Consider the following 26,477-nt stretch of genomic DNA (forward strand, 5'->3'; position numbering starts at 1 on the left):
AAGGAACGATCATGGCTTTTCTTGAAATTGATGGGCTGAAGAAGCGCTTCGGGAATGTCGAGATCCTGAAGGGCATCAATGTCGAGCTCGAAAAGGGCGGCTTCCTCGTGCTGGTCGGCCCGTCCGGCTGCGGCAAGTCCACGCTGCTCAACACCATCGCCGGCCTGGAGCAGATCACCGAGGGTGAGATCCGCGTCGACGGCCGCGCCATCAACGACCTGCATCCCTCGAAGCGCGACATCGCCATGGTGTTCCAGAGCTACGCGCTCTATCCGAACATGACGGTGGCCGGCAACATCGCTTTCGGCATGGAGATGCGCGGCGTGCCGGTGACGGAGCGCCAGGCTGCGATCGACAAGGTGGCCAAGGTTCTGCAGATCGGCCACCTGCTCAACCGCAAGCCCAGCCAGCTTTCCGGTGGCCAGCGCCAGCGCGTCGCCATGGGCCGCGCGCTGGTGCGCGACCCGAAACTCTTCCTGTTCGACGAGCCGCTCTCCAATCTCGACGCCAAGCTGCGCGTCGACATGCGCATCGAGATCAAGCGCCTGCACGCCACGACCGGCACGACCATCGTCTATGTCACGCACGACCAGATCGAGGCGATGACGCTGGCGACCAAGATCGCCGTCATGCGCGACGGCGAGGTGCAGCAATTCGGCACGCCGGCCGAAATCTACAACAACCCGACCAACATCTTCGTCGCCGACTTCATGGGTTCGCCGGCGATGAACCTGATCCCGGCCAAAATCGACGCTAATGGCAGCGGGCTGTCGGTGGTGCTGGACCGCGACGCGCGCCAGCCGATCGTGCTGCCGATGCCGGGCGCACCCACCGGTCTTGCGGCCTTTAAGGACAAGCAGGTGATCTTCGGCGTGCGCCCCGAGGCGCTGACCGACCCGGAAGGCGCCGAGCGCAACGGTTCGAACATCGCCACCGCCGACTGCCATATCGAAGTGGTGGAGCCAGCGGGATCGGACACTTTCGCCGTCACCAATCTGGGCGGCAAGGGCGTCGTGGCGCGGCTGCGGGCCGATGCCAGGATCCAGCCCGGCACCAGCACGCCTTTAGCCTTCAACCTCAGCAAGGCGGTGTTCTTCGACCCCGCGACCGAGAAGCGCATCCTCTGATGCCTGTCGCCCAAAAGTGGGTCCGGTTTTGGGGCAACGACATGCAGCAAAACAAAGATCTATGAAAAATCCGGATATCGTCATCATCGGCTCCGGCATCGGCGGCGCCACGATCGCCTCCGGCTTGGCCGGCAGCGGCGCCTCGATCCTGATCCTGGAGCGCGGCGAACCGCTGCCCGCGACGCCGCATGCGCGCTCGACGCGTTCCATCTTCGTCGACGAGCACTACCGGCCGAAGGAGATGTGGCGCGAGGCTGGCGGCGCTGCCTTCAACCCCGGCAACTACTACTATGTCGGCGGCAATTCGAAGTTCTTCGGCGCGGTCCTGATCCGCTACCGCAAGGAGGATTTTGCCGAGCTCGAGCATTTCGGCGGCGTCTCGCCGGCCTGGCCGTTTTCCTACGATGAATTCGAGCCCTGGTACTCCAAGGCCGAGCAGCTTTTTCGCGTGCGCGGCACGCTCGGCGAGGATCCGACCGAGCCGTTCCATTCGATCCCCTACGCCTTCCAGCCGGTGCCGGACGAGCCGCCGATCGCGCGCGCCCGCGCCGAGTTGAAGAGCCTCGGACTGCATCCGGCATCGCTGCCGCTCGGCGTCGACATCGAGGCCTGGCTGAAAGACGGCAAGACGGGCTGGGACGCATTTCCCAACACCGGCCAGGGCAAGATCGACGCGCAGACCGGTCCGCTGACCGAAGCGCTGAAGGATCCGAACATCCGGCTCGAAACCGGCGCCTATGTCGACTGGCTCGAAACCGCGCCGGACGGCAAGTCGATCGCCGCCATCCACTATACCCAGAACGGTGCGCAAAAGACGCTGTCGCCGAAGCTGGCGATCCTCTCCGCCGGCGCGATCAACTCGGCCGCCATCCTGCTGCGCTCGCCTTCGGCCAACGGTAAAGGCCTCGCCAACAGCTCCGACCAGGTCGGGCGCAATTTCATGAACCACAATTCGAGCGCGATGCTGGCGATCGATCCGCGCCGCCGCAACGATAGCGTCTACCAGAAGACGCTGATGCTCAACGACTACTATCTGTCCGACGGCAAGGGCGGCAAGCCGCTCGGCAATGTGCAACTGCTCGGCAAGATCGACGGCAACATGCTCAAGGCCAATGTGAAGACGATGCCGAAATTCGCGCTCGACTACATGGCCGGCCACGCCGTCGACTGGTACCTGATGTGCGAGGACCTTCCCGATCCGGAAAGCCGCATCATGGTCGACGGCAAGGAGATCGTCATGCAGTGGCGGCGCTCCAACATGCAGTCGCTGGAAGGCCTGTCCAAGGTGATGCGCGAGAACCTTCGCGCCTGCGGCTATCCGATCGTGCTGTCGCGCCCCTTCGACAAGCGCACGCCCTCGCATCAGTGCGGCACGGTGAAGATGGGCAACGAGCCAGCCACCTCGCCGCTCGATCCGCTCTGCCGCGCCTGGGACCACCAGAACCTCTACGTCGTCGACGGCGGCTTCCTGCCGACATCGGCCGCCGTCAATCCGGCGCTGTCGATCGCGGCGCAGGCGCTGCGCGTCGCCGACCATATCCGCCAGACGGAGCTTTCTTCATGATCGGTCGGCGCCGCCCCTCATCCGCCTGCCGGCACCTTCTTCCCGTAAACGGGGAGAAGAGGGCTGGCCGCAACGCCGGCACTCATTCTGCAGCGCTGGCGATTGGCGAAAGCGCCGGCGACAGCATCCTTCTCCCCGTCACTATACGGGGAGAAGTGCCCGGCAGGGCGATGAGGGGCAGCGCTGACATTCGCAAGGCTAGTCTCCAATGACCCGCCCGGCGGCCATTATCACCGGCGGCGCGCGTGGAATTGGGCTCGCTTGTGCCGAGGCATTGGCCGACGCCGGCTTCGACATTCTGATCGCCGACCTTGCCGAGAAGCCCGATGTCAATCTGGCCTCCAACATCACCAAGCGCGGCGCGAAGTTTGCCTACCATCGCTGCGACATCGCTGATCTCGCAGGCCATGCTGCACTCGTTGATGCTGCGACCAAAGCCTTCGGCCACATCGGCTGCCTGGTCAACAATGCCGGCATCGGAGCCGTCATGCGCGGCGACTTGCTGGACCTGAAGCCGGAGAATTTCGACCGCGCATTAGGCATCAATCTGCGTGGCACGGCCTTCCTCAGCCAGGCCGTCGCCAAGGCCATGCTGGCAGCCCATTCGGATGCGGTCCGATCGATCATCACCATCACTTCGGTGAGCGCCGCCATGGCCTCGCCGGAGCGCGCCGACTACTGCGTCTCGAAAGCCGGCCTATCCATGTGGGTGAAGAACTTGGCGCTGCGGCTCGCATCCGAAAATATCGGCGTGTTCGAGGTACGGCCGGGCATCATCCGCACCGATATGACGGCGGGCGTTTCCGCCAAATATGACGCGTTGATCGAGGACGGCCTGGTGCCGGCAAAACGCTGGGGCGAAGCCGCCGATATCGGGGCCGTCGTGGCCGCGCTTGCCTCCGGAAAGTTCGGCTTTTCGACCGGATCGATCATCGATGTCGACGGCGCGCTCTCCGTGCCACGCTTGTGAGGAACAATGGCTGATTACATCATTGTTGGCGCTGGTCCGGCCGGCTGCGTTCTCGCCAACCGGCTGAGCGAGGATCCGTCGAATTCCGTCCTGCTGCTCGAAGCCGGCGGCAAGGACTGGCATCCCTATATCCACATGCCGGCGGGCTTCGCCAAGATGACCAAGGGCATCGCCTCCTGGGGCTGGTCGACCGTGCCGCAGAAGCACATGAAGGACCGCGTCTTCTGGTACACACAGGCCAAGGTGGTCGGCGGCGGCTCGTCGATCAACGCCCAGATCTACACGCGCGGCAATGCCCGCGACTACGACGCCTGGGAGAAGGAGGAAGGCCTCGCCGGCTGGGGCTATCGCGACGTGCTGCCCTATTTCAAGCGCGCCGAGAACAACCAGCGCTTCGCCAACGATTTCCATGGCGACCAGGGCCCGCTCGGCGTTTCGAACCCAATCTCGCCGCTGCCGATCTGCGAGGCCTATTTTCGCGCCGGCCAGGAGATGGGCATCCCCTTCAATCCCGACTTCAACGGCGCTGCCCAGGAAGGCGTCGGCTACTATCAGCTGACCCAAAAGAATGCGCGGCGGTCATCCGCCTCCGTCGCCTATCTGAAGCCGATCGGCGCCCGCAAGAACCTGACGGTCAGGACCGATGTGCTGGTCACCCGTGTCGTTGTCGAGAAGGGCCGCGCCATCGGTGTCGAGGTGGTCGACAGACCTGGCGGCGAAAAGACGATCCTGCGCGCCGAACGCGAGGTGATCGTTTCCTCCGGCGCCATCGGCTCGCCCAAGCTCCTGATGCAGTCGGGCATCGGCCCGGCCGACCATTTGAAATCGGTCGGCGTCAGGCCCGTTCACGACCTGCCCGGCGTCGGCTCCAACATGCAGGACCATCTCGACCTGTTCGTGATCGCCGAATGCACCGGCGACCACACCTACGACAATTACGCCAAGCTGCACCGCACCCTATGGGCCGGTCTGCAGTACCTGCTGCTCAAGAAGGGGCCGGTCGCCTCGAGCCTGTTCGAGACCGGCGGCTTCTGGTACGCCGACCCGACGGCCGCCTCCCCCGACATCCAGTTCCATTTGGGCCTCGGCTCCGGCATCGAGGCCGGCGTGGAAAAACTGAAGAATCCTGGCGTGACGCTGAACTCGGCCTTCCTGCGTCCGCGCTCGCGCGGCACGGTGCGGCTGAAGAGCGCCGACCCGGCCGATCATCCGCTCATCGATCCGAACTACTGGTCCGATCCCTATGATCGCGACATGTCGATCAAGGGCCTTAGATTGGCGCGCGAGATCATGCGGCAGAAGGCGCTTGCCCCCTACGTATTTCGCGAGGTGCTGCCCGGGCCAAACCTAGAGAGCGATGCCGACCTCACCGACTATGCCTGCCGCACCTCCAAGACCGATCATCACCCCGTCGGCACCTGCCGCATGGGCCATGATGCGATGGCCGTGGTGACGCCGGACTTGAGGCTGCGCGGCATCGAAGGTCTCCGGATCTGCGATGCATCGGTGATGCCGCGCGTGCCGTCCTCCAACACCAATGCGCCGACGATCATGGTCGGTGAAAAAGGTGCCGACCTCATTCTCGGCCGCGAGCCGCTGCCGCCGGCCGTGTTCAAGGGCAACCAGGCGGCGTGAGGCACCGATAATGATCCGTCACTGCGTCTTTGTCCGCTTTCGCGATGACGTTCCTGAAACCGAGCGGGCGGCGATCCACGCCGATCTCGAAGCGCTGCGCGCCGTCATCGACGGCATGGGCAAGGTGGAGTTCAGCGCCAATGTCAGCCCGGAGCCGTTCGCGCGCGGCTTCAGCCACGGCTTCACCATCGACTTTAAAAATGCCGCCGCGCGCGACGCCTATCTGGTGCACGAAGCGCATCAGCGCGCCGGCGCCCGTCTGGTCGCCGCCCTCGAAGGCGGCACCGAGGGGCTGATGGTCATCGATCTCGAGGTGACGCAAATGTGACCGCTCGCCGGCTTAAAACCGGCAGCTGTCCGGTTCTCTTTTACCCGCCCTGGAACATATCGTTGCTTTTGGGGGATGCAAAAGGAGGACCGCCTTGAACCTCACCACCGAGCAGAAGAAAACCGTACTCGCGTCGTTCCTCGGCTGGACGCTCGACGCTTTTGATTTCTTCCTTCTGACTTTCCTGCTCACCGATATTGCAACGGAATTCCAGACCGACGTGCCGGCGGTCTCCAAAGCGCTGTTCCTGACCTTGGCGACGCGTTTCATCGGCGCGTTCTTCTTCGGCATGCTTGCCGACAGATATGGTCGCAAGCCCATTCTGATGCTCAACATCGTCAGCTATTCGGTGATCGGCGCTTTAGCCGCCTTCTCGCCCAATCTCGGCATATTCCTGGCGCTGCGCGCCCTGTTCGGCATCGCCATGGGCGGCGAATGGGGCCTCGGCAGCTCGCTTGCCATGGAGTCCATTCCGCCAAGCGCGCGCGGCATGGTCTCGGGCATCCTGCAATGCGGTTATCCGGCGGGCTACCTGCTGGCCGCGGTGGTCTACGGGCTGCTCTACGGGCAGAAGATCGGCGACTTCACCTTCGGCTGGCGCGCCATGTTCCTCCTGAGCTTCATACCGGCGCTGATCGTGCTCTTCATCCGCTCGCATGTGCCGGAATCGCCAGCCTTCGTCGAAGCCCGCCAGCGCGTGAAGCCAGGATTGCTCGAAACGCTGCGGAAGCACTGGGGGATCGCGCTCTATGCCGTGGTGCTGATGATGTTCTTCAACTTCTTCAGCCACGGCACGCAGGATCTCTATCCGACCTTCCTCAAGAAGCAGCATGGCTTCGACCCGCATACGGTGAGTTGGATCACCATCGTCGCCAACATCGGCGCCATCGTCGGCGGACTGGCCTTCGGCGCGCTGTCCGAGAAGATCGGCCGCGTCAATGCCATTACGCTCGCTTGCCTGATCGCGTTGCCGGCACTGCCTCTATGGGCCTATTCGACGACACCCTTCATGCTGGCCGTCGGCGCCTTCGTCATGCAGGTGGCGGTTCAGGGCGCCTGGGGAGTCATCCCGGTGCATCTCAACGAGCTCTCGCCAGGCGCCATGCGCGCGACCTTGCCCGGCTTCATCTACCAGGCCGGCAATCTGGCGGCATCCTATGGCGGCCCGTACCAGGCGGGCATCGCCGAGGCGCCCGGCAGCAGCTATGGCTACGCGCTGGCGCTCTTCGCCGGTGTGGTCGCGGTCTGCATCATCATCGTCATCCGCTTCAGCCCTGAGAAGCGCGGCCAGGTGATGACCGTGTTGGACCATGAGGTTGGAGCAATTCCGGAAAAAGTGTGAAACGGTCAGGCTCGGCGACTTCGCCGCAGCCCGTCCGCAATTGCTAAAAACGAAGAGATAGAGGGCGCCGTTTCCGCGAGACGGCGCCCTCTATCCGAGCCTGAGCGCCGCGACTCCGGCAACGATGCCGAGCGCCGCGGCTGCGCGCCAGGCCGTCATCTTTTCACCCAGCGCCAGCACCGAGATCAGCATGGCGAACAGGATCGAGGTCTCGCGCAGCGACGCGACCGAGGCGATCGGCGCCTTGGTCATTGCCCACATCACGATCCAGTAGGCCGCGCCGCTGAGCACGCCGGTGAACAGGCCGGCTTTCCAGTCGCGTGCCAGCACCGGAAGCGACTGCGGTCCACGGACGGCGATGCACAGCACGAGCGCCCACGCCGCATCGCAGACGAACAGCCAGGCCGCATAGCTTTGCGCGGTTGCCGCGAGCCGCGCGCCGCTGCCGTCGGAGAGCGTGTAGCTGGCGATAAAGATCGATGTGCCGAGCGCGAAGCCGACCGCGCGCAAATTGAGCTTCTCCAGATGCGCCCCGCCCCGGAACGACATGACCAGCGTGCCTACCGACAGAAGCACGATGCCGACGATGGCGAACGGCGCCGGGACCTCGCCGACCATGACGATGCCGCCGAGCGCCGAGAGCAGCGGCGCGGTGCCGCGCGCCAGCGGATAGGTCTGGGCGAAATCGCCCGCCTTGTAGGCGCCGACCAGAAAGGTGCGATAGCCCATGTGGAAGATCACCGAGGCGATGATGTAGGGCCACACTTCGGCCCTCGGAAACTCGACGAAAGGCAGTGCGAACAGCGCCGCAAATCCCATGCCGAGCGTCATCAGCGTGATCGACAGGAAGCGGTCGAGATGCACCTTGACCAGCGCGTTCCAGATCGCGTGCATGGCCGCCGCCGAGAGCACCGCCAGGAAGACGAACAGCGTCATGTCGGTTTCATCGACCTTGTCGAGCCGAAAGGCGTTTCCAGATCGATATCGACCCTGAGCGGAAAATGGTCGGAAGCCACCTCGCCGATATCGGCGGTTACCGAACGCACGCGATCGGCCAACCCGCCGCCGACGAAACAATGGTCGAGCCGTCGTTTCGCCAGCCTGCCATCGATGATCTTTTCGTGCGTATGGAAGTCCGGCCCGGACTCGCCGGCGACCGCTACGGCATCGACGAATCCGTCGATGTAAGCGGCGCCTCGATGGTAGGGCGTGCTACCGACAATACGCCGGTATTCGGCGCTGCCCGGCTCCATGTTGAAGTCGCCCAGCCAGATCGCCGCCAACGGATTTTCCGGTTCCGTCTGGCCGTTCGTCCAGTTGCGCCGCGGCTCGTCGTCGACGCCGCTCCAAGGGCCGCCGTCGGACGGCGCGCGGCGATGCTCGGCATTAAGATAATCGATCTGCTCCAGCCGCTCCTCCGCCGCGATATGCGCCAGATGCAAGGAAAGCACCCGCACCGGTCCCGCCGGCGTGCGGATCATGCATTCCAGCGCCGCGTTGCGGGTGTTGAGCGGCCTCAGCGTGCGCCGTAGCGGCAGCGTGTGCAGCCGCGACCAGACGATCGGCAGCTTCGACAGCACCATCGTGCCGAACTGCCGCCTGCGGTTGACGACGCGGCCGTCGCGTCTCTCGCTGGCGTCCATATCGAAGGCCGGGCCGTAAGCCCAGTAATAGTCGGGCAGCAGGCTGGACAGGATCTCGGGCTGGTCGTCCTCATTGCTGCGCTGCCAGTGCCGCTCGACCTCCTGCAGCGCGATGATGTCGGCGCCGTTCACCAGCCTGGCGCAGCGGCTGAGATCGTAGCGCCCGTCGCTGCCATAGCCGTACTGGATGTTGTAGCTGATCAGCTTCATTGATTAACCGGCTCACTTCTCGTGATCGCAGTAGCGCAATTCCAGGAAAAGTGTGAGCGGTTTTCCGTTCGGAATTGCGTCAAAACAAAGGGATAGAGTGGTTCGCCGTCTTCGGTGAACCGCTCTATCGCCCCGCCTCTTGCGTTGCAATGGGCCGCGAGGCCAAGCGGAATAGTCCAACGGAGACCAGCGAACCGCTGCGCCTAATAGGTCGTCAGTGGCTGGAAGCTTCCGGCGGGCGACGCCGCCAGTTCCGACCAGTCGATCTCCTCTTCCAGCCGGTGATAGGCCTCGTCGCCGATCGTGCCATTGCTGCGCAGTTCCTCCAACCTGTCGCGCTGCCGCTTGATGGCGTAAAGACGCAACCGGTCGTATTCCGTCGCGGCTTGTGCGTCCTCGGGATTTTCGGCAACCCGCCGCTGCGCCTCGTACTGCTCGCGCACGACGGCGGCAGCGGCCGACGTCTTGCGGCTCAGCACATCGAGCGCGGCCTGCATGATCGCCACCCGCGCCTCGGCCACCTCGCGGTCGATCGAGGTATCCCGCTCGAAGTTGAGCCGGCGCAGCAGCGGCTTGAGGCTCATGCCCTGCAGCACGAGCGTTCCGAGGACGACCGCGAAGGCGGCCAGCACGATCGGATCGCGACCGGGGAAGTCGGCCGGCAAGGCAATTGCCACTACCAGCGTCACCAGCCCGCGCATGCCGCACCAACCCACAAGCACGGCGCCGCGAAATGTCGGTGCATCGCGCCTTTCTTCCTCGCTGTCATAGCGGGCAAACCAGCGTATGACCGCGACATAGCCCGCCACCCAGACGAGACGCGCCACGATGACGACCGCAAGCACCGTTGCGGCGAAGAGAAAGGCTTCGCCTTGCCCGTCGCCGGAAAGCCGGCCGACAATCGAACGGGCCTGCAAGCCCATCAGCACGAAAGCCAGCACATTGAGCACGAACACGGCCGATTCCCAGACCGAATAGGTGCTGACGCGGCGTCGGGCCGACATGCGGCGTGGCGCGGTGCGCGCGATGGTGATGGCATAAACGACGATGGTGATGATGGCGGAAAGGCCGAGTCTGTCGGCAATGATCCAGACCGCGAAGGTTCCGGCGAACTGCACCACGGTGCTGCTTGCCGCATCCTCGATGCGTGTCAGCGTGAGCAGCGAGAAGCGGCCGAACAGATAGCCGGCGATAACGCTCCCGACCGTTGCAAGCAGGATGACGGGCACTGCGTCTTTCAGCATGAGCGTGCCGACCGCTGACGCGACCGATATCCGGTAGATCAGCAGCGCCGTGGCATCGTTGAGCAGGCTCTCGCCCTGCAGGATAGCGGTGAGGCGGTGCGGGACCTTGAACTGATTGAGCACCGCGCTTGCCGCCACAGCGTCCGGTGGCGCGACGATGGCGCCGAGCGCGATCGCCGCCGCGATCGGCAGCCCAGCCATTTTCCAGCCGACGAAGGCAACCACCACGGTGGTGAAGACGACGGCGCCGAGCGCCAAAAGCACCAGCGACAGGCGATAGCGCTTCAGGTCGCGCAGCGAGGTGTCATAGGCGGCATCGAGAAGCACCGGCGCGATGAACAGTGCAAGCGCCAGTTCCGGATCGATCTCGATCACCGGCGCGCCCGGCACGAAGGCAAGCCCGACCCCGGCAAGCGCCAGCAGCGACGGGTAAGGTACCTCCAGCCATCGCGATACCGCCGTCAGCGCGACGGCGATGAGAAGCAGGATCAGAGTAAGTTCGAACAGCGCCATGGCTTATCGTAACGGCGAAGCACGAAGCTTGGCAGTACCCTGAAGCAGGATACTGTTGATTTATCCGACAAGGCTTGTGTGCCCGGCAGGCCGCGTCCCCGGCCGATCGATGGATTACCCCTCGGCCGGCGCAAAGGCTTCGCCTGCCTTATCGGCGTCAAGACGGCCAGGCCGTCAGTGCAGGACCAGCATATCGCCCGACGAGAACGAAATATCCGCCTTGTCGCCAACGATCGGCGGCGGTGTCGTCGAGTTGTTGAAGGTGTCGAGCGACACCGTGTTGCCGCCGATGCCGACGCGCACCCGGATGACCGAGCCGAGGAAATGCACTTCGGCGATCTCGCCCGAAAGGCTGGTATCGTGCCCGGGCTGGCGCGCCAGCGAAATCGCTTCCGGCCGCAGCGCCAGCGACAGCGTATCGCCGGACTTCGAGCCATTGAGCTTGCCCTTGAGCGAGACTTCCTGGGCGTTGACCTGCACCTTGCCCGTTGAAGCGTCGGTGACCTTGCCTTCGAGCACGTTGAGCGTGCCGACGAAATTGGCGACGAACTTGGTCGCCGGCCGGTTGTAGATCTCGAATGGCGTGCCGACCTGTTCGGCCTTGCCGCCATACATCACCGCGATGCGGTCCGAGATCGACAGCGCCTCTTCCTGGTCATGGGTGACGAAGATGGTGGTGATGTCGAGCTTCTTCTGGATCGAGCGGATTTCCTCGCGCAGCGACACGCGCACCTTGGCGTCGAGCGCCGACAGCGGCTCGTCGAGCAAAAGCAGTTTGGGTTTCGGAGCAATTGCCCGCGCGAGCGCGATGCGCTGCTGCTGGCCGCCGGACAGCTGATAGGGATAGCGATCGGCCATCTGCGGCAGCTTGATCATGTCGAGCATCTCTGCAACGCGCTTGTCCGCGTCAGGCTTCGACATGCCGGCCACCTTCAGACCGAAGGCGATGTTTTGCGCCACCGTCAGGTTCGGGAACAGCGCGTAGGCCTGGAACACCATGCCGACATTGCGCTGATTGGGCTTCAGCCTGGTGATGTCCTTGCCGGCGACGACGATCTTGCCGGCCGAGGGCTCCTCGAACCCGGCGACCATGCGCAGCACAGTGGTCTTGCCGCAGCCGGATGGCCCCAGGAAGGAGACGAACTCGCCGGGCTCGACGTCGAGGCTGAAATCCTGCACCACGGTGTTGGCGCCGTAGGACTTTCGCACATGCTGGATAGACAGGAATGGCTCGGCCATGGCTTTTCTCTCAGGTCAATTCGGGCGGTTCGCCGATTTCGGCGCGAAACGGGACAGGATTTGGATCAGCGACATGCAGCCCCAGGTAATGGCGAAGGCGATGATGGCAAGTGCCGCCGGCTCGTAGGCGCGGTTGGCGCCGATGTTCTGCAGATAGGGGCCGAAGGCCGGACGGTTCAGCAGGCTGGCTATCGTGAACTCGCCGATGACGATGGCGAAGGTCAGGAAGGCGCCCGACAGAACGGCGATCAGTACATTGGGAAGAATGACCCGGGTGATGATCGTGGCCCAACCGGCGCCGAGGATTTGGGCGGCTTCCGTCAGCGTTCTGACATCGATGGTACGAAGACCGGTGTCGACGGCGCGGTACATATAGGGCAACGCCAGCGTCGCATAGCCGATCACCAGCAAGGCGCTGGCGCCGAGATCGCTGGCCAGGAACGGCAGCGGCGAATTCGAGCCGTACATGCGGATATAGCCGAACACGATGACGATCGCCGGAATGACCAGCGGCAGCAGCGTGATGAATTCGACGATCGGTCTGATTTGAGGCAAACGGAGACGGATCCAATAGGCGGCCGGCACCACGATCAGCACGCCGAGAATGATGGTGAAGATCGCGGCGACCACCGAATACAGGAACGTCGCCTGGAAGCGCGGATCGCCGAGCACGACTTGATAGGCGTCGAAGGAATGGACGCCGCGCCGCATGCGCAGCGAAAACTCGAACGTCGCCAGCAGCGGGATGAAGAAATAGGCCGTGCCGATTCCGAAGACGACCCAGGCCCAGAATTTGCCCGACTTCATTTCAGCCACCTCTCGGAACGGGTCCGGAACCAGATGTAGAAGACATTCGCCAGTCCGGTGATGACGATCATGCCGAAGGCGATCGCGTAGCCGAGCTGCGGGTTGTGCAGCACATCGCCGTTGATCTGCGAATAGAGCTTGATGGGAACGATGTTGAGCTGCGGGCCGGCGAACGCATAGGCCGTTGCGATGGCGCCGAAGGCGTTGGCGAACAGAAGGATGACGGTGCCGAGGAAGCTCGGAAACAGCACCGGTATCACCACCATGCGCCAGTACTGCCACTGGGTGGCGCCAAGCGTGGCGGCGGCCTCGTTCCATTCCTTCTTCAAACCGTCGATCGCCGGCACGATGATGACCACCATCAGCGGGATCTGGAAGAAGAGATAGACCACGATCAGGCCCCACGTGGTCAGGAAATTGAACCCCATCGCATAGATGTTGAGATTGAATATGTCGCGCAGCAGCACCGTCACGATGCCGACGCGGCCAAGCGTGGCGATGAACGCGAAGGCAAGCGGCAAGCCGGCAAAATTCGAGGCGACGCCCGAGAAGGTCAGCGTCGCGGAGCGAACCCAGCTGGGCAGGCCGCCGCGCACGATGGCCACGGCGATCGCCAGTCCGGCAAATGCGCCGACGATGGCCGACCAGAAGCTGATCTTGATCGAAACCCAATAGGAATTGCTGATTGAAGGATCGCTCACCAATTGCAGGATGTTGTCGAGCGTGAACCCGCCTTCCCCGGTCTGAAACGCGCCGATGACGAGATAAAGCGTCGGCATGATCAGGAACATCAGGGTGAAGACGAAGAATGGCGCCACACCGATCCATTGCGTCGGCAGGCGAAAAGCGGTCGCCGCGTTCGGCGGCACGGGCTTGGTGGCAACTGACTGATTTGAAAGCGATAGATCGGTCATGCGCCCGGCACCGTCTTCGAGGGAAAGCCGGGCGGCCAAGTGGCCGCCCGGTGCACTTCAAGTCTTACTTGACGTTGGCGCCGACAGTGGCGTCCCAGTTCTTGCTGATGGCTTCCTTGGCCTTGCCCTGCTCGTCGAGCGTCGGGAAAGCCGCCGAGGCGTAGGACTCAGCCGGCGGCAGCTTGGCCAGCACGTCCGCCGGGATCTTGCCGTTCTTGGCGAGATCGTTGAAACGGATCGGGTGACAGTAGCCCTTCAGCCAGCCGATCTGGCCTTCGTCGGAATAGAGGTATTCCATCCACAGCTTCGCGGCATTCGGATGCGGCGCGTAAGCGCTGATCGCCTGCACATAGACACCGGCGACAACGCCGGTCTTCGGCACGATCACGTCGACGGGCGGGTTGCCCTTCAGCGTGTCGCGGCCGGCAAGCGCGTTGTAGTCCCAGTTGATCAGGATCGGCGTCTGGCCCTGGGCCAGCGTCGCCGGCTTGCCGACGACCGGAACGAAGTTGCCGGCGGCATTGAGCTTCTTGAAGAAGTCGAGACCAGCGGTGCCGGCGGCTTCACCAGCGGCGGCGCCCGACGACAGACCGGAGGCATAGACCGCCTGGATGGCCTGGTTCGAAGCGCGCGGATCACCGGCGAGCGCGACCGAATTGGCGAATTCCGGCTTCAGCAGGTCGGCCCAGTCGGCCGGCGATTCCTTGACCAGGTCCTTGTTCACCATGAACGACAGCACGCCGTAATAGTCGCCGTACCAGGCGCCATCGGCATCCTTGGCGCTGTCCGGAATCGAGTCCCAGGTCGACACCTTGTAAGGCATCAGCAGGCCGTCGGCCTTGGCGGTCGGGCCGAACGACAGACCGACGTCGATGACGTCGGGCGCTTGCGGGCCCTTGTTGTCCTTATTGGCCTTGATCGCCTCGACCTCGTCGCCCGAGCCGGCGTCCGGGTTGAGTTCGTTGATCTTGATTTCCGGATACTTAGCCTTGAAAGCGTCGATCACTGCCCCGTAGCCACACCAGTCATGCGGAAGCGCGATGGTGGTGAGCTGGCCTTCAGCCTTCGCGGCCTTGACGAGATCGTCCAGCGAATCCGCGGACGAAATCACCGTCGACGCAAGGAGCGCCGCGGCCGAGAGGGAAAGCACTTTCCCCGTGAACTTGAACATGTGTTCTCTCCGTTGAACTGGCGCGTTTAAGCGCCTGCGATGCGGGTATCGTTTTCGTGTGACAGCCAGATGAAGACTTTTTGAAACCCGAGCCCCGCGGCCAAAAAAGTTAACTCTTTTTAACGGACTGTAGCAATTAGCCCGCGCTTAATTTTCCGGCTAATGGTTAGTCGCCTTGCCTTTTGCCCTCCCCCTCCGCTCTGGAACGCCCCTTCATTCAACTCTTCGGCATTGAAAGCCGGCTCTCAGACGGAGCCGGCGATCGCATTTTCGAGCAGCGTCAGCGCCGCTTTCTTGGTGAGCTTGACCGGATTGCCGCCGGCGGTCGGATCGACCACCGCCATGTCGGCGATCAGTGCCTTGCGCTTCTTGTCCATGTCGAGGCCCTTGATCAGGCCCGGCAGCGCGTGCGGCACCTTCAATTCCTTGCGCAATTTGATGATCGCCTTGGCGAAGCCGTCGAAGCCGCCCTTGATGCCGCAATAGGCGGCGAGCCGGGCGATGCGCTCCTCGATGCTCTCCCTGTTGAAGGCGAGCACATAGGGCATGAACACGGCATTGGTCATGCCGTGATGGGTGTCGTAGAGCGCGCCGATCGGATGCGACAGCGAATGGATGGCGCCGAGCCCCTTCTGGAAGGCGGCGGCGCCCATGGCGGCGGCACTCATCATGTGGGCGCGGGCGACCAGATCCTTGCCGTTGGCGAAGGCCTTGGGCAGATTCTCGAACACCAGCCGGATGCCTTCCACCGCGATGCCGTCAGCCATCGGGTGATAGCCCGGCGCGCAATAGGCCTCCAGGCAATGGGCCAGCGCGTCCATGCCCGTGCCGGCGGTGATGAAGGCCGGCATGCCGACCGACAGCTCCGGATCGGCAATGACGATCGCCGGCAGAAGCTTCGGATGGAAGATGACCTTCTTGGTGTGGGTCGCCTCATTGGTGATGACGCCGGCGCGGCCGACCTCGGAGCCGGTTCCCGCCGTGGTCGGCACGGCGATGATCGGCGCGATCGCGTCCGAGTTGGCCCTGGTCCACCAGTCGCCGACGTCCTCGAAATCCCATACCGGCCGGGTCTGCCCGGCCTGGAAGGCGATCAGCTTGCCGAGGTCGAGCGCCGAGCCGCCGCCGAAGGCGATCACGCCGTCATGCTTGCCCTTCTTGAACACGGCGATGCCGGCGGTCAGGTTGGACTCGACCGGGTTCGGCTTCACCTCCGAAAACACGCCATAGGGAACCTTGGCGTCGTCGAGGATTTTCAGCGTCGAGGCGACAACCGGAAGCTTTGCCAGACCCGGGTCGGTGACGAAGAGCGGGCGCTTGATACCCGCCGCAGCCAGTACGTCCGGCAGTTCCTTGATGCGGCCGGCGCCGAAGCGAACGGTGGTGGGATAGTTCCATTTGGAGATGAGCTTGGACATGTCTTGTCTTTCAAAAAGTCAGATCGCTTCACGCAGGTGATAGGATTTCGGCCTCGTCAAATTGTCGTAGCCGATGGCCGAGAGCGCGGCGCCCTTGCCGGTGTCCTTGACGCCGGTCCAGACCAGCGCCGGGTCGAGATAGTCGCAGCGGTTCATGAACACCGTGCCGGTTTCGACGCGGTCGCCGATGGCAATTGCGCGCTCCGTGTCGCGCGTCCAGATCGAGGCGGTCAGCCCATAGGGGCTGTCGTTCATCAGGGCGATCGCCTCCTCGTCGTTGCGCACCTTCATGATGCCGACGATCGGCCCGAAGCTCTCCTCGCGCATGACGCTCATCTGGTGATCGACTTCGGTCAGCACTTCCGGCGCCAGATAGGGCGAGCCCGGCTTGTCGTTCTCGACCTTCATGTTGATATGCGCCTTGGCGCCCTTGCGCAGCGCTTCTGCCTTCTGTTCGCGGATCAGGTCGGCGAAGCGCGCCTGCGCCATCGGACCCATCGTGGTCGCCTGGTCCAGCGGATTGCCGACGACATAATTCCTGGTCTCGGCGACGAAACCCTCGACGAACTCGTCATAGACCTTCTCATGCACATAGACGCGCTCGATGCCGCAGCAGCACTGGCCTGAATTGTAGAAGGCGCCGTCGACCAGATTGGCGACAGCATGGTCAATCTTGGCGTCGGGCAGCACATAGGCCGGGTCCTTGCCGCCGAGTTCGAGGCCGAGCGTCATGAAAGTGCCGGCGGCCGCCTTCTCGATGGCGCGGCCGCCGCCGACGGAGCCGGTGAAATTGACATGGTCGATCTTGCCCGAGCCGAGCAGCTTCTCGGTCTGGGCGTGGTTCATGACCAGGTTCTGGAACAGTCCCTTCGGCAGGCCGGCCTTGTCGAAGGCTTGGCTGAAGCGTTCGCCGACCAGCAGCGTCTGCGCGGCATGCTTGAGGATGACGGCGCTGCCCGCCATCAGCGCCGGCACGATGGTGTTGACCGCTGTGAGATAGGGATAGTTCCACGGCGCGATCACCAGCACGACGCCGAGCGGCACCTTCTTCACATAGCGGCGGAAGCCGTCCTTCGTATTGGAGGCAAGCACCGGCTTCAGCGCGGCTTCGGCGATCTCGACCATGTAGTTGGTGCGTTCCTTGACGCCGCCGAACTCGCCGCCATAGCGCACCGGCCGGCCCATCTGCCAGGCGATCTCGGGCACGATCTCGTCGCTCATGGCGACCAGCGCCTCCAGCATCGCCAGCATGTATTTGCCGCGCTCGACGACCGGCGTCTCAGCCCACTTCTCCTGCGCGGCCCTGGCGCGCTCGACCGCGGCGTTGATCGCCTGGTCGCTGGCGACGGGACGTTCGGCATAGATCGAGCCGTCGATGGGGGATTTGAGTTTGACCGTTTCGGTCATTTCTTCCTCGCAGTTTTACAACAATCGAAATCACTTGGCTTGGCGCCGCCCCTCATCCGCCTGCCGGCACCTTCTCCCCGTATAGTCACGGGGGAAGCTCCCGCGCTGGCGACCCCTCTCCCCGTTCTTCACGGAGAGGGTAAGGGTGAGGGGCAGCGCCGACGCTAACCCGGCCACCTAGTACCGCTCGAAGCCCCGGTGCAGCTCCCAATCCGTGATGCGGCGGTCGTATTCGAACTGCTCCCAGCGGGCGGTGTGCACATAGTGCTCGATCACGTCGTCGCCGAAGGCCTGCTTCAGCATCTTCGACTTGGCCAGCGTCTCGGTGGCGTCGCGCAACGTCTTCGGAATCTCGGGCAGGCGCGAGGCCTGGTAGGCGTCGCCGACGAAAGGCTTCTGCAGCTCCAGCTTCTCATCGATGCCGGCAAGGCCGGACGCGATCAGGGCGGCGAAGGCGAGATACGGATTGAGATCGGCGCCGCCTATGCGGCATTCCATGCGGATGCCCTTGGTGCCCTCGCCGCAGAGCCGGAAGCCGGCGGTGCGGTTGTCCTCGCTCCACATGATCTTGGTCGGCGCGAAGGTGCCGGCCTGGAAGCGCTTGTAGGAATTGATGTAGGGCGCCAGGAACCAGGTGAATTCCTTGGCGTATTTGAGCTGCCCGGCCGCCCATTGCTGGCCGAGGCTCGACAGCGTCCAATCGGCCTTCTTGTCGAAGAACAGCGGCGTCTTGCCGTCCGCGCTCCACAACGAATTGTGGATGTGGCTGGAATTGCCGGCGAGCCCGTAATTGTACTTGGCCATGAAGGAGATGGCCTTGCCCTCGGAATCGGCGATCTCCTTGGCGCCATTCTTCAGGATGACGTGGCGGTCGGCCATGTCGAGCGCTTCGGCATAGCGCACGTTGATCTCTTCCTGCCCAGGGCCCCACTCGCCCTTGGAATTTTCGATCGGGATGCCGGCGGCTTCCATCTCGTTGCGCAGCCGGCGCATGACGCCTTCTTCCTTGCTGGTGATGCCGATCTGGTAGTCGCCGATATAGGGCGAAGCGCTATCGAGCCCCTGCCAGTGCTTCTTGCGGGCGGACTCGTAGGTCTCGCTGAACAGATAGAATTCGAGCTCGGATGCGAAATAGCCGATATAGCCGCGCTCCTGCAGACGCTTGACCTGCTTCTTCAGGATGGCGCGCGGCGAGTGTGCCAAATCCTCATGGTCGTGATGGTCGAGCACGTCGCAGATGACCAGCGCCGTCTTCTCCAGCCACGGAATGCGCCGCAGCGTCGACAGGTCCGGCTTCATGACGAAGTCGCCATAGCCCTTCGACCAGCTCGCCGCCTTGTAGCCCGGCACCGGTTCCATATCGATGTCGCAGGCCAAGAGATAGTTGCAGCCATGCGTCTCGCCATGCGCGGAATCCACGAAATACTGGGCCAGGAAGCGTTTTCCCGAGAGCCGGCCCTGCATATCGACGATGCAGGCCAGCACCGTGTCGATCTCGCCGTTCGAGACCGCTTTCTTCAACTGATCGAACGAGAAATTCCCGGCCATTCCTTTGGCACTCCAGCGCTTGTCGATTGAGGGGAAACAAAACCATGGCCGGCGTTGCGCCGGCCATGGCCATGAGGCGAAGTATCAGTGGCCGGTCTCGCCGACCGCCTGTTCGGCCGCCTTGATCGCTGCCTGGCGCGCCGCGATGATGTCGCCAAGCGGCGGACCTTGGAAGCGGTTGCGCTCGAAGGCGAACCAGACGATCGCCGTCAGGATGAAGAAACCGACGGTGATATAGAGCGCCCAGTCGTTCGGCGGCTGGATGCCGATGACGAAGATCAGGATCATCGACAGGATCGAGAGAACGCCGAACAGCATGAAGACGGCGCGCCCCATGTTCCACGGGCCCATCTTGTCCCACTTCGGCGTTCCCCAGGCCATCATGCCAAGCACGATAGGCACAATGAAGGACAAAAACAGGAAGATGACCGTGCAGGATACAACGATCGTATAGGCCGAGGTGCCGGCGACCGAAACCAGGGTCGAACCCCACACGAACAGCACCGACAGGATCGAGGCCGTCCAGATCGCCGCCACCGGCGTGCGATAGGTCGGGCTGACCTTGGCAAGCGCTGCCGAGCCCGGCAGGCCGCCGTCACGCGAGAAGGCGAAGATCATGCGCGAGGCCGAGGTGACGGTGGCAAGACCGCACAGCAGCTGCGCGATGAACACGACGAGGTAGACGAACTCCTTGAGGCCGGGGCTGACGCGCTGGTCGAAAGCCCAGAAGAACACGTTCCAGCCCTGCTTGGCGGCGTCGTCCATGTTCGGGATCATCAGCACGAAGGCGGCCAGGAACAGGTAGCCGAACAGCGCCGACCAGACGACCGACATCACCATCGCGCGCGGCACCGAAGAGGCTGCCTTGATGGTCTCTTCCGACGTATGCGCCGAGGCGTCGTAGCCGGTGATCGTGTAGATCGGCAGCAGGAGGCCGAGCGCGAACACCCAGGCGTTCGAAACCGATGGCCACACAACGCCGCCGGCGTCGCCGGAGTAGTTATGGAAGGTGAAGAGGCGGCTGAAATCCCAGGTCTCGGCCGAAAGCAGGCAGACCACTGCGATCAGGATCGAGCCGAAGAAGATGAGATAGCCCGAGAAATCGGTCAGTTTCGCTGTCAGCTTGATGCCGAGATGGTTGATCAGCGCCTGGGCGCCGGTGATGACGACCAGGAAGATCATCTGGTTGGTCAGCGTGCCCTCGATGCCGAGCGCCGGTCCGAAGGCGCCGATGAAGAAGGTCCAGGTGCCGACATTGATGGCGCCCAGCACGGTGATCAGGCCGAGCAGGTTGAGCCAGGCCGTCACCCAGCCGGTGCCGCGATTGCCGAGGATCGAGCCCCAGTGATAGAGGCCGCCGGCCGTCGGATAGGCCGAGCTGATCTGCGACATGGCAACCGCGAAGGTGAGCGACACGAAGCAGCCGACCAGCCAGCCGATGCCGATGCCGATGCCGCCGGCGCCCGACGTGGCCTGGGCCAGCGAATTGATGCCGCCCGACAGGATGCAGATGATCGAGAACGAAACCGCGAAATTCGAGAAGCGGCTGAGCCGCCGCTCCAGTTCCTGGGCATAGCCCATGCTGTGGAGGGCTTTCACGTCCTCCGCCTTGTCGACGTCTGTATAACCCGGTGTCGTCATGTTGGAATTCCCCTATGGTTCTTGGCTGGCCGGTCCTGCACCGTGATGCCCGATCGACCTGAGCCGACCGGGCGATATTGCGTTTGCCGTTAGCCCGCTGTCTGGCCGACTGCTTTTTCCGCGGCCGCGATCTCCGCCGCGCGACGAGCAATGTCGGCACCGATCGGCGGCCCCTTGAAGCGCCGCGATTCGATACCGAACCACAGAACGGCCAGCAGAATGATCAATCCGATGGCGTAGTTGATCAGGATGTCGAAGGGCGGTTGGATGCCGGCATACATCAGCACCAGGACCCCGAGCACGGTGACGATGGCGAAAGGCTTTGACCAGACGCCGAGACGGAACGGGCCGAACTCTGTCCAAGTCTTGCCTTCCGCAAACAGGCCTGCCGCCACCGGCATGGCATAGGACACGTAAAGGAAGAGAGCGCAGCCTGCTGCCAACGCCGCGAAGGCCGGCGAATAGAGCGTGGCCGCGATCGACAGCACGACGCCAAGCCAGATGGCCGGGACGGGCGTGCGCCAGGTCGGCGAAACCTGCTTCCACAAAGACGACCCCGGCAGGCCTCCGTCACGCGAGAAGGCGAAGATCATACGCGAGGTCGAAGTGAGCCCGGCCAGCGCGCACAGATAATTCGCCAGCACGATGCAGATGCCGAGCAGATCCTTCAGCCAGGTTGGCGCCGGCAGGTTGTTGAACAGGTTGAACCAGGCATTGCCGCCGTCCTTTGCGGTAGCCACGAGATCGGGGCTCGCGAGGACGAAGGAGACCGCCATGACGAAGCCAAAGACGAGAGACCACAGGACTGCGTGGATCATGCCCCTGGGCACTGCGGTGCGAGCATTGTGCGTCTCCTCGGCGGTGTGCGCCGAGGCGTCAAAGCCGGTGATCGTATAAAGTGGGTAGAGAAGGCCGATCAGGAAGGCCACCAGCGCCGTGCGGGCCGTCGGAACATAGCCACCGCCGGCATCGCCGGTCGTGTTGACGAAAGTCGTCAACCGCGAAAGATCGAAGCCATGCGCGCCCCAGATCAGGAAGGTCAGCGTCAGCACGACCGCGACAACGAGGATGAGGTATCCTGAAAAGTCGGTCAACATCGTCGTCGTCTTGATGCCGAGATGGTTGAACAGGCCTTGGGTGACGGTGATGATGACAACCGCCGTCGTCTGCTGCCAGAAACCCCAGGTCGATGTGTCCAGGCCAAGGATCGGTCCCGCAACGAGCCCGGAAAACAACAGGTAGACGCCGACATTCACCGAAGCGACGACGAAGATCAGGCCGAGCAGGTTGATCCAGGCCGTTGCCCAGCCCCAGCCGCGCCCGCCCAAGATCGACGACCAATGGTAAAGCCCGCCGGCGGTAGGATAGGCCGAACCGATCTGGCCGAGCGAAGCCGCGACCACAAGGGCGAACAGACCGCCTATAACCCAGCCGATGGTCGCCTCGAAACCGCTGCCGGTGCCCATCGCCAGCGGGAACGACGTGATGCCGCCGGCTAGAATGCAAATGATCGAAAAGGAAATGGCGAAGTTGGAGAAGCCGCTCATGCGGCGGGCCAATTCCTGGGCATAGCCCATGCTGTGAAGGATTTTTACGTCCTCCGATTTCTCTGCGTGATCTGTTGTCATGTTGGAGTTCCCCTATCGTTCTTGGCTGGCCGTTCCTACTGACTTTCCCATTGCGCGCGGTCGGAAGCCCCTGGCCTCGTCGGGCTCCAGATTCGAGAATATGCCTGTGAGCAGATCCGCCCATTTCCGCTGCCCGGCATCGCCGGCGATTTCGTCGTTGCGGATTTCGATCATCGCGCAGGCGAGGCCGCGCGAACGCGCGTGCCGTTCCAGCGTGAAATAGACGCGGTCGGCCGGCGAATAGGGTTCGTTGACGCCGACAGTGACGCCGGAGAGCCGCTGCAGCGCCGATATCAGCGGCGCCGCCAAGCGGCGATCCTCGTCATGGATGATGCCGATATGCCATGGCCGGCTCTTGCCCTTGTAGATCGGCGTGAAGGAGTGCACCGACACCAGCCGCGTCTCCTGGCCGCGCGCCAGCCGCTCGTCGATGATCCGGGCGATCGTGTCGTGGAATGGGCGCCAGGCAAGGTCGATCCGCGTAGCGCGCTGCTTGTCGGACAGGCCCGAATTGCCGGGAATGGCTGTCGTCTCGCTGACCGGCGGAACGAGGTCCGGCGCGTCCAGCGGCCGGTTGCAATCGATGACGAGCCGCGACACGCGGGTCTCGATCAAAGTGGCATCGAGCGCTTCGGCCATGCGGCGTGCGACGGGAAGCGCGCCCGGGTCCCAGGCGATATGGCGCGAAAGGTCCGCGGCCGGGAGGCCGAGCGTCCCAAACTCGGCGGGAAGGACGTTGGAAGCGTGGTCGCAAGTGATGACGAAGGGGCTTGAGCCGCCAGGGTTGGTCACCCTTACGGTTTCAGACGGTGCAAGGCTGACAGGCCGTGCTTTCTCCATGCTGCCGTCCCCTGGGGGAGCGCTGTATCGTATGTTACGTATTTTGTCTCATTGCGTCCCTGTGAATGATTTCATACAGTTTGACCGGCTTTGTCAAACGCGAATTCGGGAAAACGGCGGCGGGCGGCCAACAGGCGGGGGAAAACATGATTTCCAGCATTGCCGAACTGATCTCGGACCGCATCGGGACGATGCCGGCCGGCGAGCGCCGCGCGGCCCAGACGCTGATTGCCAACTATCCTTTGACCGGGCTGAAGACGGTCGCCGAATTCTCGGCCGCGGCCGGCGTGTCCTCGCCGACGATCTTGCGCTTCGTCGCCAGGCTCGGCTTCCAGAACTATCCTGAATTCCAGTCGGCGCTGCAGGATGAGTTGGCGGCGCAATTGCAGTCGCCCGCTTCGCGCACGCTCGATCCAAGCTCGGCCGGTGGCGCCGTCTCGCCGATGCTCGAGGCGACGCTCGACAACATGCGCGAGACCTTCCGGCACCTCACCGACAAACAGCTTGCCGACATAGCCGCACGGCTTGCCGAGCGGCGCGGCAAGACCTTCCTCATCGGCGGTCGCTTCACCGATCCGCTGGCCCGCTACATGGCCGCCCATCTCGCCATCATCCAGCCCGATGTCTATCACCTCGCCGGCCAGGAGAGCATCTGGCGCGACCGCCTGATCGACATGGGCAAGCGCGACGTTCTGGTGATCTTCGACATCCGCCGCTACCAGGAAAGTCTCGTCCGCTTCGCCGAGAAGGCGCATCACCGCGGCGTGCAGATCATTCTCTTTACCGACCAGTGGCTTTCGCCGATCGCCCGCTTCGCCCGCCATGTGATCGCCGGGCGCACCGCCGTGCCTTCGGCCTGGGATTCCTCCGCCGCCCTGTTCGTGGTCGCCGAAACCCTTATCGGCGCCGTGACCAGGCAATTGGAAGCGGCCGGCGCCAAACGCATCCGCGATCTAGAGAGCTTGCGCTAGGGGGTTGAAGGTCGCCGCTCTGCCGACGGTCACTTGGAGTAGGTGCTCAATATGAGTGCTTTAAATACCGAGCTCTCGCATTGCATTGAGGCCACGACGGGGATGAAGCCGCTACGGCGTCTGTTGCACCGGGACCACCGTGAGGGGGCGCTTCAGGAACCCAGGCGACACTGACCAACCCTTATGCGCTTCCTCGGGCTCCTCGGTGGCAAACATCAAGACGGCGAACGACTCCCTGAAGACGGCGAAGTGTCCCGACATTAAGCCACTGTTGTCCGGAACCACATTGGCGACCCGAAACTGCTGCCCTACCTCGAAGTTGCCCTGGCGAAGGGTCCTGCCGGGGCCGCACATGGCAAGAAACTCCTTCGGCAGTGCGTCTTGATAGGCCTGGAGGTTGGAGTACCACTGGATGCTGATGACCCCGGAGGTTGAGAGGATGCGCCCGGTGGTGGCCCGGTGCAAAGCTAGTCCTAACTTCGAGCCGAATATCGTCATGGACCTCGCCACGATGGGCCCGTCGATCCTGAGGAATTTCCAAGTGGGGAGTTGGTCCGCAATGTCCCGATAGCGGATCAAGGTGCCAAGTTGGTCCCTTTCAGGGCGCACCTCCTTGGAGAGCCCCGGTATGCGAAGCGCCGAATTGATCAGCCTCTGCACCTCTGCCCGCCCAGCCTCAGTCTTGGTGTCGGGCATCATGCGGCTCAACATAGCTACAACGAGGTCGGCCTCCCGCGATGCCTCATTACACGCCTTACACGCTCCAAACTCCAGACCACGGGGACGATGCTTGCCATCAAAGATGCTGCGCGGCGGGTAATGCTCGACGGTCTCACTCGAAGTCTGGCCGCCACAAAAAATGCAGAACGGCTGGTCTTCTCTGATCCGCTGGGAGAATGTTTTTCGCTGCTTGGCCTCGCCCATTCGAATCGCTCCGCCTCTGACAATCAGACTCGGCGCTGAAATTCATTATTTTCGCAACAAGGATTCGACAACTTCGCTCTGACAACGCTAGACTTCGATCTGGGGTAGTGCTCGGGGCCATGTTTCGCGTTTTCTCAATTCTGATTGTGCTGTGCCTCGCGTCGGCGTTGTTCGGTGCTTCGTCCGCTTGCGCTGGGTTGCAGTTCGAGGCCAGACAGACTGACGGCGGGCTCCACTACATTTTGGTGTCGGGGGATTTTGCCTTTCAAGATGACCTATCGGTCTTTGAGGCCCTAGTGCGAACCAACGCTTCCACGGCAGTTACATTTCGTTCCCCGGGCGGCAACATTCAGAAGGCTATGGACCTGGGCCGGCTCATTCGACGGCTGGGCCTGGGGACCGCGCAGTTTAGAGCCTCTGAGTGCGAGTCCGCTTGCTCGTTGGCCTTCCTCGGCGGAGTGATACGCTTTGCCGAGGCGGGGTCCATAGGCGTCCACAAGTCGTCCTTTCAGGGCGACATTCCGCTCAGTGCCCAAGAGGCTGTCTCCGCCGTTCAGCAAGTCACCGCCGACGTTATTACCTACATGATCGAGATGGGTGTGGACCCTGCGCTGCTCCAACTCTCACTGCAATACGACAGCAACGATATCCGCTACCTCTCCATGAGCGAGATGGCGAAGTACAAGGTCGTCACTTTCACCCCCGACGCGGGTCAAGCAACAGTTGCAAGTGCGGAGCCGTCCCCGATGCCGCCGCCTCAGCCCACACCATCGACCGCGATCTCCACACCGCCACCTCCTGCAAATCCATCGCTCATGATTCCAGAGGCTCATTCTGGCAGGATTGGACACCCTAGAGGTTCTGCACCCCTCAAGGCGTTGCCGGGGGGAAAGTCACCTAACGTAGCGGTGCTGAGGAATGGAAGTCCGGTGGCAATCCTTGGCGCCAGCGGCCGCTGGTACCGAGTCCAGGCCGGGAACCAGATCGGTTACATGCACGACACCTGGGTTCACGTCGATCAGTACGACAGCGGCCCATTCGGACGACGCCACATCCAAGTCAAGAGCTTCGACAACTACGCTGAGGCAGAGGCCTACGTCCGAACATCGGCCATACCAGTCTCCGCGTATCTTGCCACCAACGGGTGGTTCGCGATCACACTCGACAACACCTACGACGAGCCAATGGCCAGCACCTTGGTCAGCGAGATGAAGGCCCGTGGTGCAATCCCCGACGACGCCTACGCGACCTTCGGCAACACCTACGTTCGCAAGGTGTGCTGCCAGTAGGCATCATGGGGAGATGGGCGGAAAGTGTGGCGCCTTAACCTCGAAGTTCTTGAAGGCGCGCTCCTAGAGCGTGCCCCCGCAAAGTTGAACCCGGTTTTCGGAAA

22 protein-coding genes are annotated in these 26,477 nt (G+C 63.1%); 8 read left to right on the plus strand and 14 right to left on the minus strand.

Features of this window, described 5'->3' with window-relative positions; translation table 11 throughout:
- Positions 1–11: 11 nt before the first annotated feature.
- From FJW07_RS24710 to FJW07_RS24740, 6 genes are all read left to right on the plus strand, one after another.
- Positions 12–1,127 (plus strand): ABC transporter ATP-binding protein, encoded by a 1,116-nt coding sequence (locus FJW07_RS24710; protein WP_140859124.1) that lies wholly within the window; start codon positions 12–14, stop codon positions 1,125–1,127.
- Between the two features lie 61 nt (positions 1,128–1,188).
- Entirely contained in the window at positions 1,189–2,691 is a 1,503-nt protein-coding gene (locus FJW07_RS24720) for a GMC family oxidoreductase (protein WP_140859125.1), read from the plus strand.
- Between the two features lie 208 nt (positions 2,692–2,899).
- Complete coding sequence (locus FJW07_RS24725; RefSeq protein WP_140859126.1) at positions 2,900–3,661, plus strand: 3-ketoacyl-ACP reductase; 762 nt, start codon at positions 2,900–2,902, stop codon at positions 3,659–3,661.
- A 6-nt stretch (positions 3,662–3,667) separates the two neighbouring features.
- Positions 3,668–5,296 (plus strand): choline dehydrogenase, encoded by a 1,629-nt coding sequence (locus FJW07_RS24730; RefSeq protein ID WP_140859127.1) that lies wholly within the window; start codon positions 3,668–3,670, stop codon positions 5,294–5,296.
- A 10-nt stretch (positions 5,297–5,306) separates the two neighbouring features.
- Entirely contained in the window at positions 5,307–5,624 is a 318-nt protein-coding gene (locus FJW07_RS24735; RefSeq protein WP_140784356.1) for a Dabb family protein, read from the plus strand.
- A gap of 94 nt (positions 5,625–5,718) precedes the next feature.
- Positions 5,719–6,966 carry an MFS transporter gene (locus FJW07_RS24740; RefSeq protein WP_140859128.1) on the plus strand — a complete coding sequence of 416 codons (1,248 nt, stop codon included), beginning with the start codon at positions 5,719–5,721 and terminating at the stop codon, positions 6,964–6,966.
- A 90-nt stretch (positions 6,967–7,056) separates the two neighbouring features.
- Here FJW07_RS24740 and FJW07_RS24745 read toward each other — a convergent pair whose 3' ends face one another.
- The 13 genes from FJW07_RS24745 to FJW07_RS24805 all read right to left on the minus strand — a co-directional run bounded on the left by FJW07_RS24745 (position 7,057) and on the right by FJW07_RS24805 (position 23,189).
- Positions 7,057–7,902, minus strand: coding sequence for an EamA family transporter (locus tag FJW07_RS24745; RefSeq protein ID WP_140859129.1), 846 nt, complete (start codon positions 7,900–7,902; stop codon positions 7,057–7,059).
- Complete coding sequence (locus tag FJW07_RS24750; protein ID WP_140859130.1) at positions 7,899–8,819, minus strand: endonuclease/exonuclease/phosphatase family protein; 921 nt, start codon at positions 8,817–8,819, stop codon at positions 7,899–7,901. The genes FJW07_RS24745 and FJW07_RS24750 overlap by 4 nt, the downstream gene beginning before the upstream one ends.
- A gap of 203 nt (positions 8,820–9,022) precedes the next feature.
- Positions 9,023–10,576, minus strand: coding sequence for a sodium:proton antiporter (locus FJW07_RS24755; protein ID WP_140859131.1), 1,554 nt, complete (start codon positions 10,574–10,576; stop codon positions 9,023–9,025).
- Between the two features lie 174 nt (positions 10,577–10,750).
- A complete protein-coding gene (locus FJW07_RS24760; protein WP_140642338.1) occupies positions 10,751–11,815 on the minus strand; it encodes an ABC transporter ATP-binding protein in 1,065 nt (354 codons plus the stop codon).
- A 15-nt stretch (positions 11,816–11,830) separates the two neighbouring features.
- On the minus strand, positions 11,831–12,622 hold the full coding sequence (locus FJW07_RS24765) for an ABC transporter permease (RefSeq protein WP_140651453.1): 792 nt from the start codon (positions 12,620–12,622) through the stop codon (positions 11,831–11,833).
- A complete protein-coding gene (locus FJW07_RS24770; RefSeq protein WP_226892226.1) occupies positions 12,619–13,413 on the minus strand; it encodes an ABC transporter permease subunit in 795 nt (264 codons plus the stop codon). The genes FJW07_RS24765 and FJW07_RS24770 overlap by 4 nt, the downstream gene beginning before the upstream one ends.
- A 187-nt stretch (positions 13,414–13,600) precedes the next feature.
- Entirely contained in the window at positions 13,601–14,707 is a 1,107-nt protein-coding gene (locus tag FJW07_RS24775) for an ABC transporter substrate-binding protein (RefSeq protein ID WP_140859132.1), read from the minus strand.
- 245 nt (positions 14,708–14,952) lie between these two features.
- A complete protein-coding gene (locus FJW07_RS24780; RefSeq protein WP_140651450.1) occupies positions 14,953–16,125 on the minus strand; it encodes an iron-containing alcohol dehydrogenase in 1,173 nt (390 codons plus the stop codon).
- 18 nt (positions 16,126–16,143) lie between these two features.
- Positions 16,144–17,532, minus strand: coding sequence for an aldehyde dehydrogenase family protein (locus FJW07_RS24785; protein WP_140859133.1), 1,389 nt, complete (start codon positions 17,530–17,532; stop codon positions 16,144–16,146).
- A gap of 177 nt (positions 17,533–17,709) precedes the next feature.
- Positions 17,710–19,080 carry a glutamine synthetase family protein gene (locus tag FJW07_RS24790; protein ID WP_140859134.1) on the minus strand — a complete coding sequence of 457 codons (1,371 nt, stop codon included), beginning with the start codon at positions 19,078–19,080 and terminating at the stop codon, positions 17,710–17,712.
- Between the two features lie 84 nt (positions 19,081–19,164).
- Positions 19,165–20,721 carry an amino acid permease gene (locus FJW07_RS24795; RefSeq protein ID WP_140859135.1) on the minus strand — a complete coding sequence of 519 codons (1,557 nt, stop codon included), beginning with the start codon at positions 20,719–20,721 and terminating at the stop codon, positions 19,165–19,167.
- 89 nt (positions 20,722–20,810) lie between these two features.
- Positions 20,811–22,349 carry an amino acid permease gene (locus FJW07_RS24800; protein ID WP_140784366.1) on the minus strand — a complete coding sequence of 513 codons (1,539 nt, stop codon included), beginning with the start codon at positions 22,347–22,349 and terminating at the stop codon, positions 20,811–20,813.
- 12 nt (positions 22,350–22,361) lie between these two features.
- Positions 22,362–23,189: an N-formylglutamate amidohydrolase gene (locus tag FJW07_RS24805; protein WP_140651442.1), complete on the minus strand. Its 828-nt coding sequence runs from the start codon at positions 23,187–23,189 to the stop codon at positions 22,362–22,364.
- Between the two features lie 146 nt (positions 23,190–23,335).
- On the opposite strand from FJW07_RS24805, the gene FJW07_RS24810 reads away from it, so the two are divergent.
- Positions 23,336–24,160, plus strand: a complete 825-nt coding sequence (locus tag FJW07_RS24810; RefSeq protein ID WP_140642359.1) for a MurR/RpiR family transcriptional regulator — start codon at positions 23,336–23,338, stop codon at positions 24,158–24,160.
- Positions 24,161–24,271: 111 nt separating this feature from the next.
- Here the strand turns inward: FJW07_RS24810 and FJW07_RS24815 are convergent, their stop codons facing one another.
- Entirely contained in the window at positions 24,272–25,084 is an 813-nt protein-coding gene (locus tag FJW07_RS24815) for a hypothetical protein (protein WP_140859136.1), read from the minus strand.
- Between the two features lie 440 nt (positions 25,085–25,524).
- Here FJW07_RS24815 and FJW07_RS24820 point away from each other — a divergent pair, with 440 nt between their 5' ends.
- Entirely contained in the window at positions 25,525–26,373 is an 849-nt protein-coding gene (locus FJW07_RS24820) for an SH3 domain-containing protein (protein WP_246680861.1), read from the plus strand.
- Positions 26,374–26,477 lie beyond the last annotated feature (104 nt).

This window comes from Mesorhizobium sp. B3-1-9 (assembly GCF_006439595.1).
Classification (GTDB): Bacteria; Pseudomonadota; Alphaproteobacteria; order Rhizobiales; family Rhizobiaceae; genus Mesorhizobium.